15 protein-coding genes, 2 tRNA genes and 1 pseudogene are annotated in these 16,602 nt (G+C 60.3%); 7 read left to right on the plus strand and 11 right to left on the minus strand.

The genetic code is table 11. The features are described 5' to 3' along the window. Positions 1-20: 20 nt before the first annotated feature. The 4 genes from EAO39_RS10050 to EAO39_RS10065 all read left to right on the plus strand — a co-directional run bounded on the left by EAO39_RS10050 (position 21) and on the right by EAO39_RS10065 (position 4,299). A complete protein-coding gene (locus EAO39_RS10050; RefSeq protein WP_240467089.1) occupies positions 21-974 on the plus strand; it encodes a tripartite tricarboxylate transporter substrate binding protein in 954 nt (317 codons plus the stop codon). Positions 975-995: 21 nt separating this feature from the next. Further along, positions 996-2,237, plus strand: coding sequence for a cystathionine beta-lyase (metC, locus tag EAO39_RS10055; RefSeq protein WP_120967261.1), 1,242 nt, complete (start codon positions 996-998; stop codon positions 2,235-2,237). A 239-nt stretch (positions 2,238-2,476) separates the two neighbouring features. Beyond that, entirely contained in the window at positions 2,477-3,412 is a 936-nt protein-coding gene (locus EAO39_RS10060; RefSeq protein WP_120967262.1) for an alpha/beta hydrolase, read from the plus strand. 26 nt (positions 3,413-3,438) lie between these two features. Next, entirely contained in the window at positions 3,439-4,299 is an 861-nt protein-coding gene (locus tag EAO39_RS10065; protein ID WP_120967263.1) for a GNAT family N-acetyltransferase, read from the plus strand. 74 nt (positions 4,300-4,373) lie between these two features. Here EAO39_RS10065 and EAO39_RS10070 read toward each other — a convergent pair whose 3' ends face one another. The 6 genes from EAO39_RS10070 to EAO39_RS10095 all read right to left on the minus strand — a co-directional run bounded on the left by EAO39_RS10070 (position 4,374) and on the right by EAO39_RS10095 (position 7,766). After that, entirely contained in the window at positions 4,374-5,354 is a 981-nt protein-coding gene (locus EAO39_RS10070) for a bile acid:sodium symporter family protein (RefSeq protein WP_120967264.1), read from the minus strand. Positions 5,355-5,475: 121 nt separating this feature from the next. Next, the gene (locus tag EAO39_RS10075) at positions 5,476-5,790 is read right to left on the minus strand and encodes a hypothetical protein (protein WP_240466945.1); all 315 of its coding nucleotides are present in this window, start codon (positions 5,788-5,790) and stop codon (positions 5,476-5,478) included. Positions 5,791-5,949: 159 nt separating this feature from the next. Next, a tRNA-Ser gene (locus EAO39_RS10080) sits at positions 5,950-6,040 on the minus strand. 73 nt (positions 6,041-6,113) lie between these two features. Then, positions 6,114-6,204 (minus strand) — tRNA-Ser (locus EAO39_RS10085). A gap of 91 nt (positions 6,205-6,295) precedes the next feature. After that, positions 6,296-7,216 carry a stomatin-like protein gene (locus EAO39_RS10090; protein ID WP_120967265.1) on the minus strand — a complete coding sequence of 307 codons (921 nt, stop codon included), beginning with the start codon at positions 7,214-7,216 and terminating at the stop codon, positions 6,296-6,298. 124 nt (positions 7,217-7,340) lie between these two features. Next, positions 7,341-7,766 (minus strand): NfeD family protein, encoded by a 426-nt coding sequence (locus EAO39_RS10095; RefSeq protein ID WP_120967266.1) that lies wholly within the window; start codon positions 7,764-7,766, stop codon positions 7,341-7,343. Positions 7,767-7,906: 140 nt separating this feature from the next. Between EAO39_RS10095 and EAO39_RS10100 the strand changes: the two genes are divergently transcribed. Next, positions 7,907-10,477, plus strand: coding sequence for an arginine/lysine/ornithine decarboxylase (locus EAO39_RS10100; protein WP_120967267.1), 2,571 nt, complete (start codon positions 7,907-7,909; stop codon positions 10,475-10,477). Between the two features lie 164 nt (positions 10,478-10,641). Next, positions 10,642-11,055 carry a hypothetical protein gene (locus tag EAO39_RS10105; protein WP_240466946.1) on the plus strand — a complete coding sequence of 138 codons (414 nt, stop codon included), beginning with the start codon at positions 10,642-10,644 and terminating at the stop codon, positions 11,053-11,055. 137 nt (positions 11,056-11,192) lie between these two features. Here EAO39_RS10105 and EAO39_RS10110 read toward each other — a convergent pair whose 3' ends face one another. The 3 genes from EAO39_RS10110 to EAO39_RS10120 all read right to left on the minus strand — a co-directional run bounded on the left by EAO39_RS10110 (position 11,193) and on the right by EAO39_RS10120 (position 14,560). Further along, entirely contained in the window at positions 11,193-12,131 is a 939-nt protein-coding gene (locus tag EAO39_RS10110; protein WP_240467090.1) for a tripartite tricarboxylate transporter substrate binding protein, read from the minus strand. A gap of 244 nt (positions 12,132-12,375) precedes the next feature. Further along, positions 12,376-13,590 (minus strand): CaiB/BaiF CoA-transferase family protein, encoded by a 1,215-nt coding sequence (locus EAO39_RS10115; protein ID WP_120967270.1) that lies wholly within the window; start codon positions 13,588-13,590, stop codon positions 12,376-12,378. A gap of 25 nt (positions 13,591-13,615) precedes the next feature. Continuing rightward, positions 13,616-14,560 (minus strand): hydroxymethylglutaryl-CoA lyase, encoded by a 945-nt coding sequence (locus EAO39_RS10120; protein ID WP_120967271.1) that lies wholly within the window; start codon positions 14,558-14,560, stop codon positions 13,616-13,618. A gap of 141 nt (positions 14,561-14,701) precedes the next feature. Here EAO39_RS10120 and EAO39_RS10125 point away from each other — a divergent pair, with 141 nt between their 5' ends. Then, positions 14,702-15,436: an IclR family transcriptional regulator gene (locus EAO39_RS10125; RefSeq protein WP_120967272.1), complete on the plus strand. Its 735-nt coding sequence runs from the start codon at positions 14,702-14,704 to the stop codon at positions 15,434-15,436. Positions 15,437-15,562: 126 nt separating this feature from the next. On the opposite strand, the gene EAO39_RS23095 is transcribed toward EAO39_RS10125, so the two are convergent. Both EAO39_RS23095 and EAO39_RS10130 read right to left on the minus strand, forming a co-directional pair. Continuing rightward, a complete protein-coding gene (locus EAO39_RS23095) occupies positions 15,563-15,676 on the minus strand; it encodes a hypothetical protein (RefSeq protein ID WP_346427108.1) in 114 nt (37 codons plus the stop codon). Positions 15,677-15,711: 35 nt separating this feature from the next. Continuing rightward, positions 15,712-16,434 (minus strand): annotated as a pseudogene (locus tag EAO39_RS10130) (DNA ligase); the annotation flags it as partial. Between the last annotated feature and the right edge of the window lie 168 nt (positions 16,435-16,602).

Genomic DNA, 16,602 nt, shown 5'->3' on the forward strand with positions numbered 1-16,602 from the left:
GTTCTCTGGCTACCGTTCTCATGGGCGTCGTGTTGGTTGCGCAGGGATATGCGCAAACCTTGCCGCAGCGCAATGGATTTCCCAGCCAGCCTATCCGCTTTGTCTCGCCTTTTCCCCCGGGTGGTGGTAACGATGCCACCACGCGCTGGGTCACCACACGTCTGCCGGAAGTCACGGGACAACCGGCTGTGGTGGAGAACAAGGGTGGGGCGGGTGGCAACATCGGTGCCAAGGCCGTGACCGAGGCCAAGTCCGACGGATACACCTTGTTGACCGGGCAGGTCTCTCTGATGGCCGTCAACCCCACGCTGTACAGCGCGCCAGGCTTTGATCCGCTGAAAAACTTCATTCCTGTCGCTCAGGTCAATGCGGCACCTCTTGCAATCGTGGTTGCCGCTGGGTCAACGCTCAAAAGCTTTGCAGATCTGGCCGCAAAGTCCAAGGCTGAACCGGGCAGGGTCACCTATGCCACCCCCGGCAACGGCACCCTGTCGCACTTGGTCGGTGTGGTGTTGGCCAAGGAAAGTAGCGTGACTATGACCCATGTGCCTTACAAGGGCGCCGGCCCGGCCATCAATGATTTGCTGGGTCATCAGGTGGACGTGCTAATTACGTCAACCTCATCGGTTGCCGGCATGATTCAAGGTGGTCAGATGCGCGCCCTGGCCGTGACCAGTCCGCGTCGGGTCGGCGTTTTCGGCAAGGTGCCTACGTTGGAAGAGCTGGGCTATAAAAACACCACTTTTGAAGACTGGTATGGCTTTTTTGCCCCTGCGGGAACTCCGCCCGAGCGCGTGGCCTATCTGAACGAAGCGATTGTCAAAACGCTGCGCAAGCCCGAGGTCAGCAAATTGGTCACCGATGGCGGCAGCGAAGTGGTCGCGAGCACCCCTGAGGCCTTTGCTGCTCAACTGAGCAGTGACATCAAGCGCTGGAGCCATGTGGTCAAACTGTCCGGCGCCAAACTGGACTGACCCGAATCCCGGGGCATCATCATGACGAACAAAGATCCACAAGCGTCGACCCCCGGCCTGCGCACGCGCCTGTCTCACATGGGCACGTCTCCCGCCTATGTGGGCGGCAGTGCCGTCAACCCACCCATTGTGCGGGCCAGTACCGTGGTGTTTGAAAGCAGTGCCCAGCAGCGCGAGATGCGTGCTCGGCGCGGGCAGGAGCGCATCTTCAGTTACGGCGCGCGGGGGACGCCGACCAGCTTTGCGCTGGAAGATGCAGTCAGCGAACTGGAAGGTGCCTACCGCACGCGGCTCTTGCCCACCGGGCTGGCCGCTGCAGGCATGGTCTTGCTAAGTTATCTGAAGCCAGGCGATCATGTGCTCATCACCGATAGTGCCTATCAGCCGGTGCGGCATCTGGTCCAGCAGTTTCTGCAGCCCTACGGCATTGAATACAGCTTCTTTGCGGCAGATGGCAGCGATGCTCAGGCCAAGATGCGGCCCAACACCCGCATGCTGTATGCCGAGTGCCCAGGCTCGCTGGTCTACGAGATGTGCGATCTGCCTGCGCTCGCTTCCATGGCCCATGCACACGGAGCTTTGGTTGCTGTCGACAACACCTGGGGTTCGGGCGTGCAGTACCGGCCGCTGGCGTTGGGGGCGGATATCTCCATCATGGCGGCGACCAAATATCTGTCCGGACATTCGGACGTCATGATGGGCACGGTCGCCACCACGCAAGCTGCCTGGGAGCCATTGGCCGATCATTGCGACGCTTTCGGTATGACGGTCAGTCCCGACGATGCCTGGCTGGTGTTGCGTGGCCTGCGTACCCTGTCGGCGCGGCTGCGCATGCATGAGGAGCATGCGCTGGCCGTGATCCATTGGCTGGAGCAGCAGCCCGCAGTGCAGACGGTGTTTTGCCCTGCCTTGCCCAGTCATCAGGGGCATGCTCTGTGGCAGCGTGATTGCGCGGGCACCAATGGCCTGCTCTCCTTTGAGTTGCCGCCTGGCACTTCCACCAGTGTGGTAGATGGCTTTATCGACGAGCTGAAGCTGTTTGGTCTGGGGGCCTCCTGGGGGGGCTATGAAAGCCTGGTGACTTCCGCGCAGATGACGCTGGCGCGCAGTGTGACCGACTGGAGTCAGCGTGGCCCGGTGGTGCGGCTGCATATCGGTCTGGAGGATCCGCGGGATTTGATTGCGGATATGGAGCAGGCGTTCGACGGTGCAGGTTTGGGCAAGGTGCTGACCGGCACTCATGCGTCAAGGGTAGGTGTCTGAGTTCGGCTTCAAATTTTTTGATGCCGTTCGCTGCAGGCGATGCCTAGGCAGATGCATGAAGGCACAGGCTTGTGCTGATAACTTGCTTATGCGGAATGGGGGAAGTGGGCTTTCTGGGCAGGCCGATCTGCGAAAGTAGCCGTTCATGGCGGCACAATGCAGGCTGAGATTTTTGCCTAGAGGTTTTGAACGTGTCCATTCCGGCAGGCCCTAGCGGCCATGAACAGCTCACCCCTTCCATGCGTGATGTGCTCAGGCGCATGGAGAGGGCGGCGCGTACTCCCATGCATCAGCTGGGTGCAGCGGCAGCGAAGGCCGCTTATGAGGCTGGCGCCGGCGTGCTGGAAATTCCCAAACAGGCCTTGGCCCGCGTGGAGGATTTGCAGATTCCGGCGCGCGATGGCGCGCAGCTGCCCGCACGGCTGTATGCACCGCTTGGCAGAGATGAAGCGCCGGCAGCAGGTTTGCCGGTGCTGCTTTATCTGCATGGCGGCGGCTTTACGGTGGGCAGCGTGGCCACTCACGATCAGCTATGCCGCCAGCTGGCGCATCTGGCGGGCTGCATGGTGATTTCTCTCGATTACCGCCTGGCACCAGAATTCCAGTTTCCCACGGCTCACAACGATGCCTGGGACGCGTTGCGATGGCTGGCCGCGCATGGTGGCGAATGGGGTGTGGATATCCGGCGCATTGCTGTGGGGGGCGATAGCGCGGGTGGCACGCTGGCTGCGGCGTGTGCCATAGAGGCGCGCAATATCGGGCTGGCATTGGCTTTGCAGCTGCTGATCTATCCGGGCACCACGGCTCATCAGGATACGGACTCTCATCGTCGTTACGCCCATGGGCTGGTGCTGGATGAGCCTGCCATTACCTGGTTTTTCGCCCAATACATTGCCAATCCTGCAGATCGCGAGGACTGGCGTTTTGCCCCTTTGCTGGCTGCCGATGTGGACAATGTGGCTCCCGCCTGGATAGGCTTGGCAGAGTGCGACCCGCTGGTGGACGAAGGGGTGGAGTATGCGGACAAGCTGCGAATGGCCGGCGTGCCCGTGGAGCTTGAAATCTACAAGGGCGTGACGCATGAGTTTGTCAAAATGGGGCGGGTGATCGCCGAGGCCCGCCACGCCCATGCCCACATGGCTGCAGCGCTGCGCTCGGCCTTCGGTCTGGTTTGAGTTTTTAAAGAAAAAAGATGGCAACTATGCAAAGAGACGATTTCCAGAGTTTTCAACGTATCGAGGTTCGCTGGGCGGAGGTGGATGCACAGAAGATTGTGTTCAACGCCCACTATCTGATGTACGCCGATGTGGCCATCACCCGCTACTGGCGTCAGTTGGCCATTCCTTATGAGAGCGGCTTCTCGGCCCTGGGCGGAGAGCTGTTCGTGAAAAAGGCTACGACTACCTATCACGGATCGGCGACCCTGGGCGATGTGCTGGACGTGGGTATTCGCTGTGTCAAGCAGGGCAATACCTCGCTGGTGTTCGAGGCCGGTATCTTCAGAGGCATGCAGCTGCTCAATTCAGTGGAGCTGGTCTATGTTTTTGCCGATGCCCAGACCCAAACCCCCAAGCCTGTGCCGCAAGTGCTGCGCGATGTGCTGACCGCCTATGAGGCGGGGCGGGAAGTGGTGAAGCTGCAATCGGGTAGCTGGAATGATCTGATGCGTGACGCTGAGCGCTTGCGCCTGGCGGTGTTTGTGCAAGAGCAGGGCGTGCCGCGCGAGATAGAAATCGATGAACTCGATCCCGTGGCGCGCCATGTGGTGCTGTTCAATGGTTTGAATCAGCCGGTGGCTACGGGGCGTTTGGTCAGCGATGCGCCGGGCGTGGGTCGCATCGGCCGCATGGCTGTGGATCGCAGCGTGCGCGGTGGCCGTTGGGGACGTATGGTGCTCGATAGCCTGGTTGAGGCCTCGCGTCAGCGCGGGGACCGGGAGGTCGTGTTGCATGCTCAGCGCCACGCCGAAGTCTTTTATCTGCGCGCGGGCTTCTCCGTCGTGGGCGAGCCCTATGAGGAAGCTGGCATTCCTCATATCACCATGCGTTTGGCACTGCAATAGCCATGCGCTGCGGCGCCTGGCAGTTCAAAGGCGGCCGCTTGCTCTCCATAAAAATGGCGCATTACGCGCCATTTTTATTCCTGGGCGATGCTCTGGGCTCGCTTGGCATAACGCTGGGCCATCACGGCACAGACCATGAGCTGAATCTGGTGAAACAGCATCAGCGGCAACACCACGGCGCCAACGGCGCTGCTGGCAAACAGCACATTGGCCATGGGAATGCCGCTGACCATGCTTTTCTTGGAGCCGCAAAAGACCAGGGTGATTTCGTCTTCCTTGCTAAAGCCCAGGCGTCTGGCTCCAAACGTGGTGATTGCCAGCACCACGGCCAGCAAGATGCAGCAAAGGGCAATCAGGCCGAACAGTGCGGGCAAGGGGGTTTGCTTCCACAGGCCGCTGATGACGGCAGCGCTGAAAGCTGAATACACCACGAACAAGATGGAGCCTTGATCCACCAGTTTGATGATGGATGCGCGGCGCGTCAGAAAACCGCCGATCACCGGACGCAGCAGGTGGCCTACGATGAAGGGCAGCAGCAGTTGCAGAGAAATCTTGCCAATGGCCTGCAAGGCGCCGCCGCTTTCGGCGTTCTTGTGCAGCAGCAGGCTCACCAAAATGGGCGTGAAGACAATGCCCAGAAAAGTGGATGCCGAGGCGCTGCATACGGCGGCCGGTACATTGCCTCGTGCAATCGAGGTAAAGGCGATTGCTGACTGCACGGTGGCTGGCAGGGCGCAGAGAAAGAGCACGCCGGTATATATCTCGGGCGTTACCAGAGGCTCAAGCACGGGCCGCAGCCCAAGGCCGAGCAGCGGAAACATCACAAAAGTAGCCAGGAAAATCCACAGATGCAGTTTCCAGTGGCCAATACCTGCCCAGATGGCCTGGCGGGACAGCTTGGCGCCGTGCAGAAAGAAAAGCACGCTGACGATGGCTGTGGTGGCGTATTCCACATATACAGCAAAGTTGCCGGTGGCCGGCAGCAGGCTGGCCAACGCGACGGTTGCCATCAGGGCCAGGGTGAAGTTGTCTGGAAGGAAACGGGGGCGCGTCATCGTTTTGGGAAGCTCTGCGAAAAACAAAGCGCTTATTCAATCACAGCTTCTGAATCTTGATGTCAAAAAACAAGGCCAAGCTGTCCCGCAGGCTCGGCCGCTGCATGCAATGCTGTTGCGCTCAGGGGCGGATATGGATTTGCGAGTTGATGATCAGGCCTTGTGGCTGAGGCGCGATATAGACGGGCTGGGGCGGCGCGTAGTAGGTCATGGGTTGCTCCCGGCACTTGCGCTTTTCCTTGTAGCTGCCGTTTTTCCATTTGCGCTCCACCTTGCAATGACCGTCCCAGAACTCCTGCTTGTAGCTGTGCTTGCGGTGGTGGTGATGACGGTGATTGTGGTGACGGTCGTCATCGTCGCGGTCGGCCAAGGCCGACAGAGGAGCGAGCGCGAAGGTCAATGGCAGGCACAGTGCCAGAAAATTCGATATCTTCATTGTTCTGCGGGAGGGAATTCAGGAAGTTGAAAGCTTAAAGCCCAATACCCGCAAAAACTGTATCAAAGCTGTTGGAGTCGTCCGTAACTGTGAAGTCAGAGACTGAAATCGGCGGCGCAAAACAAAAAAGGTCTTGATTTCTCAAGACCTTTTTATCTGTGGCGGAGCAGGCGGGATTCGAACCCGCGGTGGGCTATTAACCCACACACGCTTTCCAGGCGTGCGACTTAAACCACTCATCCACCGCTCCACATCAACAACTAACGCTTGCTTCCTTTGGAAGGGAAACAAAAAACCAAGCTTTTCAGCTTGGTTTCCAAACTTGGCGGAGCAGGCGGGATTCGAACCCGCGGTGGGCTATTAACCCACACACGCTTTCCAGGCGTGCGACTTAAACCACTCATCCACCGCTCCGTGTGATGAAGCCGCTATTCTAACCAGAAATTTGAGCCTCAAAAGCAAAGTGCTACAAGTTCTTTGCAGCATCTTGCTGGTGACCGCTTTATCAGACGCTCTTGCCGACCTGCATCATCTTCATGGCGGAGGTGATCAGGCCCGAGACTTCGGTCATATTGGCCGGCACCACCAGGGTGGTGTTGGAGTCTGCTGCCACCTTGCTATAGGCATGCACGGCGCTTTCGGCCACCTTGAGCTGAACGGCCTGCTCGCCGCCGGGCTGGCGGATGGCTGTGGCGACACGCTCAATGGCGGTAGCCGTAGCTTCGGCCACGGCCTTGATGGATTCGGCCTCACCCATGGCCTTGTTGATCACGGCCTGCTTTTCACCTTCGGAGCGGGCGATGAAAGCCTCGCGCTCGCCGGTGGCGATATTGATCTGCTCCTGGCGGCGGCCTTCGGAAGCTGCAATCAGCGCACGCTTTTCACGCTCGGCGGTGATCTGGGCCTGCATGGAGCGCAGGATTTCTGCAGGTGGCGTCAAATCCTTGATCTCGTAGCGCAGCACCTTCACGCCCCAGTTCAGCGCCGCTTCATCGATGGCGGAAACCACCTGGGCGTTGATCATGTCACGCTCTTCAAAGGTCTTGTCCAGTTCCAGCTTGCCGATCACGCTGCGCAGCGAGGTCTGCGCCAGTTGGGTGACGGCCATGATGTAGTTGGACGAGCCATAGCTGGCGCGCATGGGGTCGGTCACCTGAAAGTACAGAATGCCGTCCACCTGCAGTTGGGTGTTATCGCGTGTGATACAGACCTGACTGGGCACATCCAGCGGAATTTCCTTGAGGCTGTGCTTATAGGCCACGCGGTCCACAAAGGGTACGAGGAAATTCAGGCCGGGTGTGAGAGTGCCTGCGTACTTGCCCAGGCGCTCCTTGACCCAGGCGTGCTGCTGGGGCACGACCTTGACGGAGCGCGAGATAAAGATGACTGCAATGATGGCGATAGCAATGGGGATGGCAAATTCCATGGTGTCTCCTGCCCGCGAGGGCATTGGCTAGGGTCGTACAAACAGGCAAGTGTTGCCAGGCGGGTGCTTGCATGCCTTGGTGCAGCATGGTTGCACATGAGAAGGCGAAAGAGCGAACGAATCGTCAGACTTTATCCACCAGCAGGCGGTTGCCAATGACTTCGGCAACGCGATGCTGGCCCGGCGTGGGCATGCCGCCGGGGCGGCCGATGACGGTCCAGATGGCGCCGCGGTGGCGGACCTGGGCCGTGCCGTCGGAGTTCCATTGCTCCACCATGACGGTTTCGCCCACGTCCATGTTGACATCGCGATTGCTGGAGGCCGGTTGGCGGCTGGGGCTGCGCTTGCGCAGCAGATGACAGGCAAAGACGGCGGCTGCGCCTAGTACGGCAGCCACCACGATCTGGGTGGTCAGGGTCTGGCCTGCATAGGCGGTCAAGGCTCCAAGCACGGCTCCCAGGGAGAGCATGAGAAGATAGAACGTGCCGGTCAGCAACTCAGCAATGACCAGCAATCCTGCGAGCAACCACCAGAAGGTGGAATATTCCATACCTTGACTCCCTTGCTTTTCGTGTGTCTAGTGCACCACATTCTGGGTTAAAAACACCCGCTTTCAAAGCCGCAATAAGGATATTCCTTACACTTCGCGGCTGTTTCGTTTTTTAGGCCCGGTTGGTACGGAGGCTGTCCATGAAATTTCGCTTTCCCATCGTCATCATCGACGAGGACTATCGTTCCGAGAACACCTCGGGTCTGGGTATTCGCGCCCTCGCTCAAGCCATTGAAGAAGAAGGCTTTGAAGTACTGGGTGTGACCAGCTACGGCGATCTTTCTCAATTTGCCCAGCAACAAAGCCGCGCCAGTGCTTTCATCCTGTCGATTGACGACGAGGAATTCACTCTGGGCGGCGACAAGGACCCCATCATTCACAGCCTGCGCAGCTTCATCGGTGAAGTGCGCCGCAAGAATGAGGATGTGCCCATCTATATCTACGGCGAGACCAAGACCAGCCGTCACTTGCCCAACGACATCCTGCGCGAGCTGCATGGCTTCATCCACATGTTCGAGGACACTCCCGAATTTGTGGCCAAGCACATCATCCGCGAAGCCAAGGGCTACCTGGAAGGCGTGCAGCCGCCGTTCTTCAAGGCGCTGCTCGATTACGCCGAAGACGGCTCCTACAGCTGGCACTGCCCCGGTCACTCCGGCGGCGTGGCCTTTCTGAAGAGCCCCGTGGGCCAGATGTACCACCAGTTCTACGGTGAGAACATGTTGCGCGCCGATGTCTGCAATGCCGTGGAAGAGCTGGGCCAGCTGCTGGACCACAACGGCGCGATTGGCGAGAGCGAGCGCAATGCCGCACGCATCTTCAATGCCGATCACTGCTACTTCGTGACCAACGGCACATCGACCTCCAACAAGATCGTCTGGCACCACACCGTGGCCCCCGGCGACGTGGTGGTGGTGGACCGCAACTGCCACAAATCCATCCTGCACTCCATCATCATGACGGGTGCGATTCCGGTGTTTTTGAAGCCTACGCGCAACCACTTCGGCATCATCGGCCCGATTCCGCAGAGCGAGTTTTCGATCGAGTCCATCCAGGCCAAGATCGCGGCCAACCCCTTGCTCAAGGGCGTGGATGCCAAGACCGTCAAGCCGCGCGTGCTGACGCTGACGCAGTCCACCTACGACGGCGTGCTCTACAACACCGAAACCATCAAGGGCATGTTGGACGGCTATGTGGCCAATCTGCACTTTGATGAGGCTTGGTTGCCCCACGCAGCCTTCCACCCCTTCTATGGCAGCTACCACGCCATGGGCAAGAAGCGTAAGCGTCCAGTGCACTCGGTGGTGTATGCCACCCAGTCCATCCACAAGCTGCTGGCCGGTATCAGCCAGGCTTCGCATGTGCTGGTGCAGGATTCGCAGACCGAAAAGCTGGATCACCCGCTGTTCAACGAGGCGTACCTGATGCACACCTCGACCAGCCCGCAGTACAGCATCATCGCCAGCTGCGATGTGGCGGCCGCCATGATGGAGCCGCCTGGCGGCACGGCGCTGGTGGAAGAGTCGATCCTGGAAGCGCTGGATTTCCGCCGTGCCATGCGCAAGGTGGAGGACGAGTTTGGCGACGACGACTGGTGGTTCGAAGTCTGGGGACCCGAAGCGCTGGCCGAAGAAGGCGTGGGCCGGGCTCAGGACTGGATCATCCGGGGTACGGATGAATCGACCAAGACCCGTGCCAAGAAGAGCGGCAAGGAGTTCGACAACTGGCACGGCTTTGGCGATCTGGCCGACGGCTTCAACATGCTGGACCCCATCAAGTCCACCATTGTCACGCCCGGCCTGGATCTGGATGGCGACTTTGACGACACCGGCATTCCCGCCTCCATCGTCACCAAATACCTGGCCGAGCATGGCGTGGTGGTTGAAAAGACGGGCCTGTACTCGTTCTTCATCATGTTCACCATCGGCATCACCAAGGGCCGCTGGAACACCATGCTGACGGCGCTGCAGCAGTTCAAGGACGATTACGACCGCAATCAGCCGCTGGCCCGCATCCTGCCCGAGTTCATTCAGCAACACCGTCGCTACGAGCGCATGGGCTTGAAGGATCTTTGCCAGCACGTGCACGAGTTGTATGCCAAGTACGACATTGCGCGCCTGACGACCGAGATGTACCTGTCGGACCTCAGTCCCGCCATGAAGCCCTCGGACGCCTACGCGCACATTGCCCAGCGCAAGACCGAGCGCGTGGAGATCGACAACCTGGTCGGTCGCACCACCGTGGGTCTGGTTACGCCTTACCCACCCGGCATTCCATTGCTGATCCCCGGCGAAGTCTTCAACAAGAAGATCGTGGATTACCTGCTGTTCGCGCGCGAATTTGCCAAGCTGGCTCCAGGCTTTGAGACCGATATCCACGGTCTGGTGGAGCTGGAAGACGAGCACGGAGAAGTCCGCTACTACGCCGACTGCGTGGCCGAAAGCAAGCCTGTGGCTGAGAAGAAGCTGCCGGCTGCGAAAAAGCCTGCCGCCAAGAAAGTGGCAGTAAAGCCTGTTGCCAAAACTGCGTCTGCCAAAGCGTCGGCTGACAAGGCCACCGCGGTTAAGGCTTCTGTTGTCAAGACCGCGGCCGCCAAGCCCGCTGCCAAGAAGCCGGCTGCATCGGCGACCAAGGCTGTGGCCAAGAGCCCTGCAGCCAAACCAGCCGCTGCTGCAAAAAAGGTCAGTAAAAAGAGCGTTAAGGCAGAGTAAGAAGCAGGGCCCTGCCCTGTGATACTTCGCCATGCGCACCCAGCCCGAAGTCTTAAAGCTTCGGGCTTTTTCACATCTGGCCGCTCTGTGGGTGGCGCTTTCACTACCCTGTCATGACGCACTGTGAACATTCAAACGCCAGCGGCTCGAGAGCATGGCAATTCATGGCCGTTGCCAGCCTTTTGTGGATGGTCTTCATGCTCTGGGGCTGTCTCAATGAGTCAGGGGCCAGTGGCGGACTGGTGCTGCGCCTGTTGCCTTTTTTGGCTGATGTTGCCTATACCGACAAGCTGGTGCATGGAGGCTTGCATGCGGTGTTGGCAACGCTGCTGTGGTGGAGCCAGTTTCTGCGCTTGCGCGCCATGTATAAGCTCGGCAGCGGGCGGGATGCGCTCAAGATCATGGTTTTTTGTGCCTGCTTTGGCGCCTTGATCGAAGGCCTGCAATGGGCGTTTACGGCCACGCGTAGCGCTGAATGGATTGATGCCTTGGCCAATGCGACCGGTGCCGGCTTGACTGTGGGGTTCTGGCAGGCGGCAATGTCATGCGTGCAAAGCAAGACAAAAACCAAGGCGTGAAGCCAAAAGATCGATTGAGGTGTTCTGTAAAAGCTAGCAGCTAGCGCATGTAAGTAATGGATTTCAAGGCCTTTGATGCTTGAAACCCATTGTTATGTGACGCTGCTAGCTATGGATTGATGAGTCAGGCCAGAGCATTACTCCAGCTGAATCTTGGCGTCGCGAATCAGCGTGGCCCAGCTGCTTTGCTCTTTTTGCAGATAGTTCAACGCATCCTGCATGCTGCCGCCCATGGGCGTGCTGCCTTCTTCCTGCAACTGCTTGAGCACGGCAGGATCCTGCAAGGCCTTGTTGACGGCCGCATTGAGCTTTTTGGCAATCTCGGCATTCGTGCCCTTGGGGGCGACGATCAGCTTCCAGTCCACGGCTTCAAAGCCAGGAAAACCGGATTCGGCCACGGTGGGTACCTCAGGCAGTATGGGCAGTCGCCTGGCCGAGCTGACGGCCAATGCGCGCAGGCGCTTGCCCTTGAGCAAAGGGTAGACGGCCTGCGGCGTGCCGAACATGTAATGCGTCTGCTTGCCCAGCAAGTCCGTGACGGCTGGCGCTGCGCCTTTGTAGGGAATATTGAGCACCTTGATGCCGGCCTTGAAAGACAGCATCTCGCCTGCCAGATGACCCACGGTGCCGGTAGAGGCCAGACCTTGCTTGATATTGCCGGGCTCGGCCTTGGCGGCCTTGATCAGATCCTGTATGGATTTCCACGGTGAATCGGCTGGCACAACCAGCACCACGGGCTGGGCAGCTACCAGGGCCACGGGCAGCAAATCCGTTCTGGGGTTGAAGGGCATGCTGGGCAGCAGGGCGGGGTTGATGGCCAGATTGGCCGTCTGGCCCATGCCGAAGGTGTGGCCGTCGGGTGCGGCCTTGGCCACGGCGTCCAGGCCGATGTTGCCGCCGGCACCGGGCTTGTTGTCCACCACGATTGTCCAGTGATTGGCCGTGCCGACACGCTCGCTGATCAGGCGGGCCACCGCATCGGTGCCGCCGCCCGGGGTGTAGGGCACGACCATGCGAATCGCCTTGGTGGGCCATGGCGCGCTCTGGGCCAGTGCCGAACCGGCGGTAATAGCCATCAAGGTGGCCGCAGTCAGTGCCTTTCGGCGGCTGATGCCAGGTGTTGTGGGGTGAGAAGAGGCGTTGCGCTTCATGGTCTTGTCTCCTGAGATTTAGAAATTTTGGATAACAGCCATCCCTTCAGGCACGGCAAGCGTCCTGTTCCGGGGCTGGGTTGGGGCAGTGCGATAGGCTCGCGCGGGGTTCAGTGACGCGGGTGCTTCAGCTGTGGTGGCATCACCCGCTTTTCACTGACGGGTGTGCTCAGGCGGCCTGGCCTTGTGCCAGTGCCTGGGCCTGTTCCTGGCTATAGCCCAGGGCAGTCAGAATCTCCAGGCTATGCTCGCCCAGCTTGGGTGGCGACAGGCGCACCTCCAGGTGCTTGCCGTCCAGCGTCAGCGGCAACAGCACTGTTTTGCTGTCGCGGCCGTCGGGCAAGGTGATGGGGGCCAGTGCACCCGTGGCATTCAGATGCGGGTCGTCCAGCAGATCATGGGGTCGCACAATAGGCGCAAACGGCAGGCCTTTTTTCTCGAATACCTGGGCGATGTGCGCGGCGCTGTAGGTCGCCATTTTTTCGCGCAGCAGCGGCATCAGCCAGTCGCGGGCCTGAACGCGGTCGTTGTTGCTGCCCAGGCGTGGGTCGCTGTGCAGCTCGCCCAGGTCAAAGGCATTGCAGAACTCGCGCCAGGCACCGTCACTGACCACGGCCAGAAAGATCTGCTCGCCGTCCTTGACTTCGAACACGTCGTAGATCGCCCAGGCCGAGATGCGCGCCGGCATGGGGGCGGCAGGCTTGCCGGTAACGGCGTACTGCATCATGTGCTGGGCAATCAGGAACACATTGTTCTCGAACAAGGCGCTTTGCACCTCCTGGCCCTGGCCGGTTTTTTCGCGCTGGGCCAGCGCCGCCATGGCGCCCATGGCGCCGAACATGCCGCCCATGATGTCGTTGACGCTGGTGCCCGCGCGCAGCGGATCGCCGGGGCGGCCCGTCATATAGGCCAGGCCCCCCATCATCTGCACCACTTCATCGAGCGCCGTGCGATGCTCATAAGGTCCTGGCAGAAAGCCTTTGTGGCTCACATAGATCAGGCGGGGGAACTGCTGCTTGAGGCTTTCATAGTCCAGGCCCAGCTTTTTCATGGTGCCGGGCTTGAAGTTCTCGGTCACGATATCGGCCGTGGCAATCAGCTTGAGGGCGGCTTCCTTGCCCTCTGGGGTTTGTAAATCCAGGGTCAGGCTTTTCTTGTTGCGGTTGAACAGCGGGAAAAAGCCCGAGCCCGAACCCAGCAGCTTGCGTGTGGCATCGCCCGTGCGGCCGTGGCCCACGGGCTCGACCTTGATGACTTCGGCTCCCAGGTCGGCCAGCATCAGGCCGCAGCTGGGCCCCATGACCATGTGGGTGAATTCGACCACGCGAATGCCTGAATAGGGCAAGGCTGTGGCAGAGCTGTGGGATTGCTTGGAAGAGTGCATGTGAATCTCGTTTGTTGTTTTCGGGTCAGTGCGTGAAATACGGATGCGGCACAAACCCTTTGGGCAGGCCTGCAGGTGGCAGCATGCCGTAGAGCGCTTCGCCCGGCAGGCCAGCGGCCAGCGCATTTCGCGCAGCAAGCAATCGCTCAATATCCACACCGGTGCGAATGCCCATGGCTTCCAACATGAAGACCAGATCCTCGGTCACCACATTGCCCGAGGCTCCAGGGGCGTAGGGGCAGCCGCCCAGCCCGGCCTGAGAAGCGTCGAAGGTGAGCACGCCGGCTTCATAAGCGGCCAGGCAATTGGCCAGCCCCAGGCCGCGCGTGTTGTGCATGTGTGCGGCGCCGGACTTGTCGCCCAGCTCGCTGCGCAAGCGGGTGAACAGGCGCTTGACCTGGGCCGGGTTGGCCATGCCTGTGGTGTCCGACAGGCCAGATTCATTGGCACCTGCCGCCACGCAGGCCACAGCCAGGGCGATCACATCGTCTTCGGGTACCAGGCCTTGCAGTGTGCAGCCAAAGGCGGTGGAGATGCCGGCTTCGATATGTACCTGAGGTGCGATGGCATCGCGCAGTGCCGCAATGGAGCGCACTTCTTCGACCATCTGCTGTGGCGTCTTGCGCACATTGGCCATGGAGTGGGCCGGACTGGCCGATACGGGCAGGGTGATCTTGTGCGCGCCGGCGCGCATGGCCGCCTCGGCCCCTTTGAGATTGGGCACCAACGCCATGATGGTGACGCCGCTGTGCCCGATGGCATGGGCAACGACCTCTGCGGCATCGGCCATTTGCGGCAAGAGCTTGGGCGAGACAAAGGAGCCGACTTCGATCTCCTGCAGCCCTGAGGCAACCAAAGCATCTATCCATGCGCATTTATGGGCGGTGCTCATGGTGGCGGAGACCGATTGCAGACCGTCGCGCGGGCCGACTTCGCTGATCAAGACGTCGAAACGGGGTTGAGATGACATGGGGTGCCTGACCTGAATTCAATGCTTGCTTTGCAGCAGCGGCAATGTTGTAATGAGTTCTATCTAATAGAACTAAGTTCTCTCTGTTGAAATATTGCCTTGCGTCTTGATCTCCTGTCAAGCGGCAGGGCCGGAGTTTGCATGCCGCGTAAATCCCAAACGGAATCTCTTGCCGACGAAAATGCCGCACCGGGTGGTGTGGCGGCGGTCGACCGCGCCTTGAGCTTGCTGGCGGCTTTTGGCGCCGGCGATGACGGCTTGAGCCTGGCTCAGCTGGCCGAACGCACGCGCTTGTACAAGAGCACGGTGCTGCGCTTGCTGGCATCGCTGGAGCACGGCGGCTGGATCTCCAGGCTGGACGATGGCCGCTACGCCGTGGGACCGGCCGTGGCGCGGCTGCACACGGTGTATGCGGAGAACTTCTCGCTGGACAGCGTGGTCATGCCGGTGCTCAAAGCCCTGGTGCAGGCCACGGGCGAGAGTGCGGCCTATCACGTGCGCCAGGGCAAGGAGAGGCTTTGCCTGTACCGCGTCGATTCCCCCCATCCCGTGCGCGACCACGCGCGGACAGGCGATTTGCTGCCGCTGGGCAAAGGCGCTGGCGGCCGGGTACTGGTGGCTTTTGACCCGGAACTGGGCGACTGGCTCAAGAAGGAGCGCGCCCATTACGCGCGTGTGCGCGCCGATGGCTACGAGGCCCTGGTGGGTGATCGCCATAGCGAGATTGCCGGGATTTCCGCACCGGTGTTTCGCCGTGATGGCGATCTGGCGGCCGCGCTGACGCTGACCATGCCGGTGCACCGCTATGACGAGCGCTATGTGAAAAACGTGCTGGCGGCGGCGCGGGAGCTGGGTGCGCTGCTGCCCTCGTCTTAAGTCGTGAGTACGGTGCTCAAAAAAACCGGTGATTTGAATGAAAACAGCCTCAAGCTCTTTAAAATAAAACGCAGGTTGCTATGAAATTCGATAATCTCTTTGGCACAGCAAGGCTTGTGACCAGACTTATTGTGGAGCTTGAAAATCGAGTTCTTCGCGCACCCGTATGAAGCGGGCAAAGCGCGGCAGGCCGGTTTTTTCGTGCAGACCCTGGTAGCGATAGGTGACCCAGCTGCCCAGGGCTGCTGGCGCTGCGCCGCGTCAAGGCCGGAACCCAGTGCAAACTGCCTGCCGTCAGCGGTTTGCACCACCAGTGCACCCGTCATGCCCTGCCATTGGCCGCGCCCGCTTTTGTAGCCGATCACGCGGGCTTCGGCATCTTCATAAGGCTTGAGCTTGAGCAGGTCGTCACTGCGTCCGCTGCGATAGGCCGCACTGCCCTTGTGCAGCATCAGCCCTTCGCCGCCGGCCTTGACGGTTTTGCGCAGCAGGGCTTGCAGCTGTGCTTCGCTGCTCAGTTTTTGCTGCTCCACCTTGCGTGCCCATGGCTGCTTGATGGCGGCAATCGCCTGGGTCAGCAGGGGAAGGCGCTCATCGAAGCTGCCCGTGGCGGCGGGCAGATCAAAGACCATGAATTGCATGCGCCGCCAGGCCGCGTCAGCGGGCGTGGCCTGTGCCGTGGTGGCTTGCGCATGGGCGAACTGGCCGCGCCCGGCCCACAGCTCGCCGTCCAGGGGTGTGGCGGGCCAGCCTTGGGTGAACCAGGGCGGTGCCGCAATCACATGGCCGCCACGGCTGAGGAGCTGATGACCGTTCCAGTAGCCGCGCACGCCATCGAGTTTTTCACTGACCCAGTAGTCTTGCAGCGGCATGCCGCTGCGCCAGACCTGGGCCAGCATCAGCGGCGGCGCGGTGTTTTGCGCAAACGCTGGGCTGCAGAGCGCAGCGGCTAGCAGCAGGCACAAGCAATGACGCAAGCAGCGAAGCATGAGAGGCATGGCAAGCTCCGGGAAGGGCTAGGTGCTCATGCTAATTGCGGGCGGGTGCTTTGTCGATGTAGATATGAATTCGATAGCGTTGTGTGCTTGATGGATGGGCGCTACTGGCCGAAAAGCCATGAAAAAGCCGCTGCACTGGGCAGCGGCCGTGGCTTGGCGGCAGATGGA

It is taken from the genome of Comamonas sp. lk (assembly GCF_900564145.1).
GTDB lineage: Bacteria > Pseudomonadota > Gammaproteobacteria > Burkholderiales > Burkholderiaceae_C > Comamonas.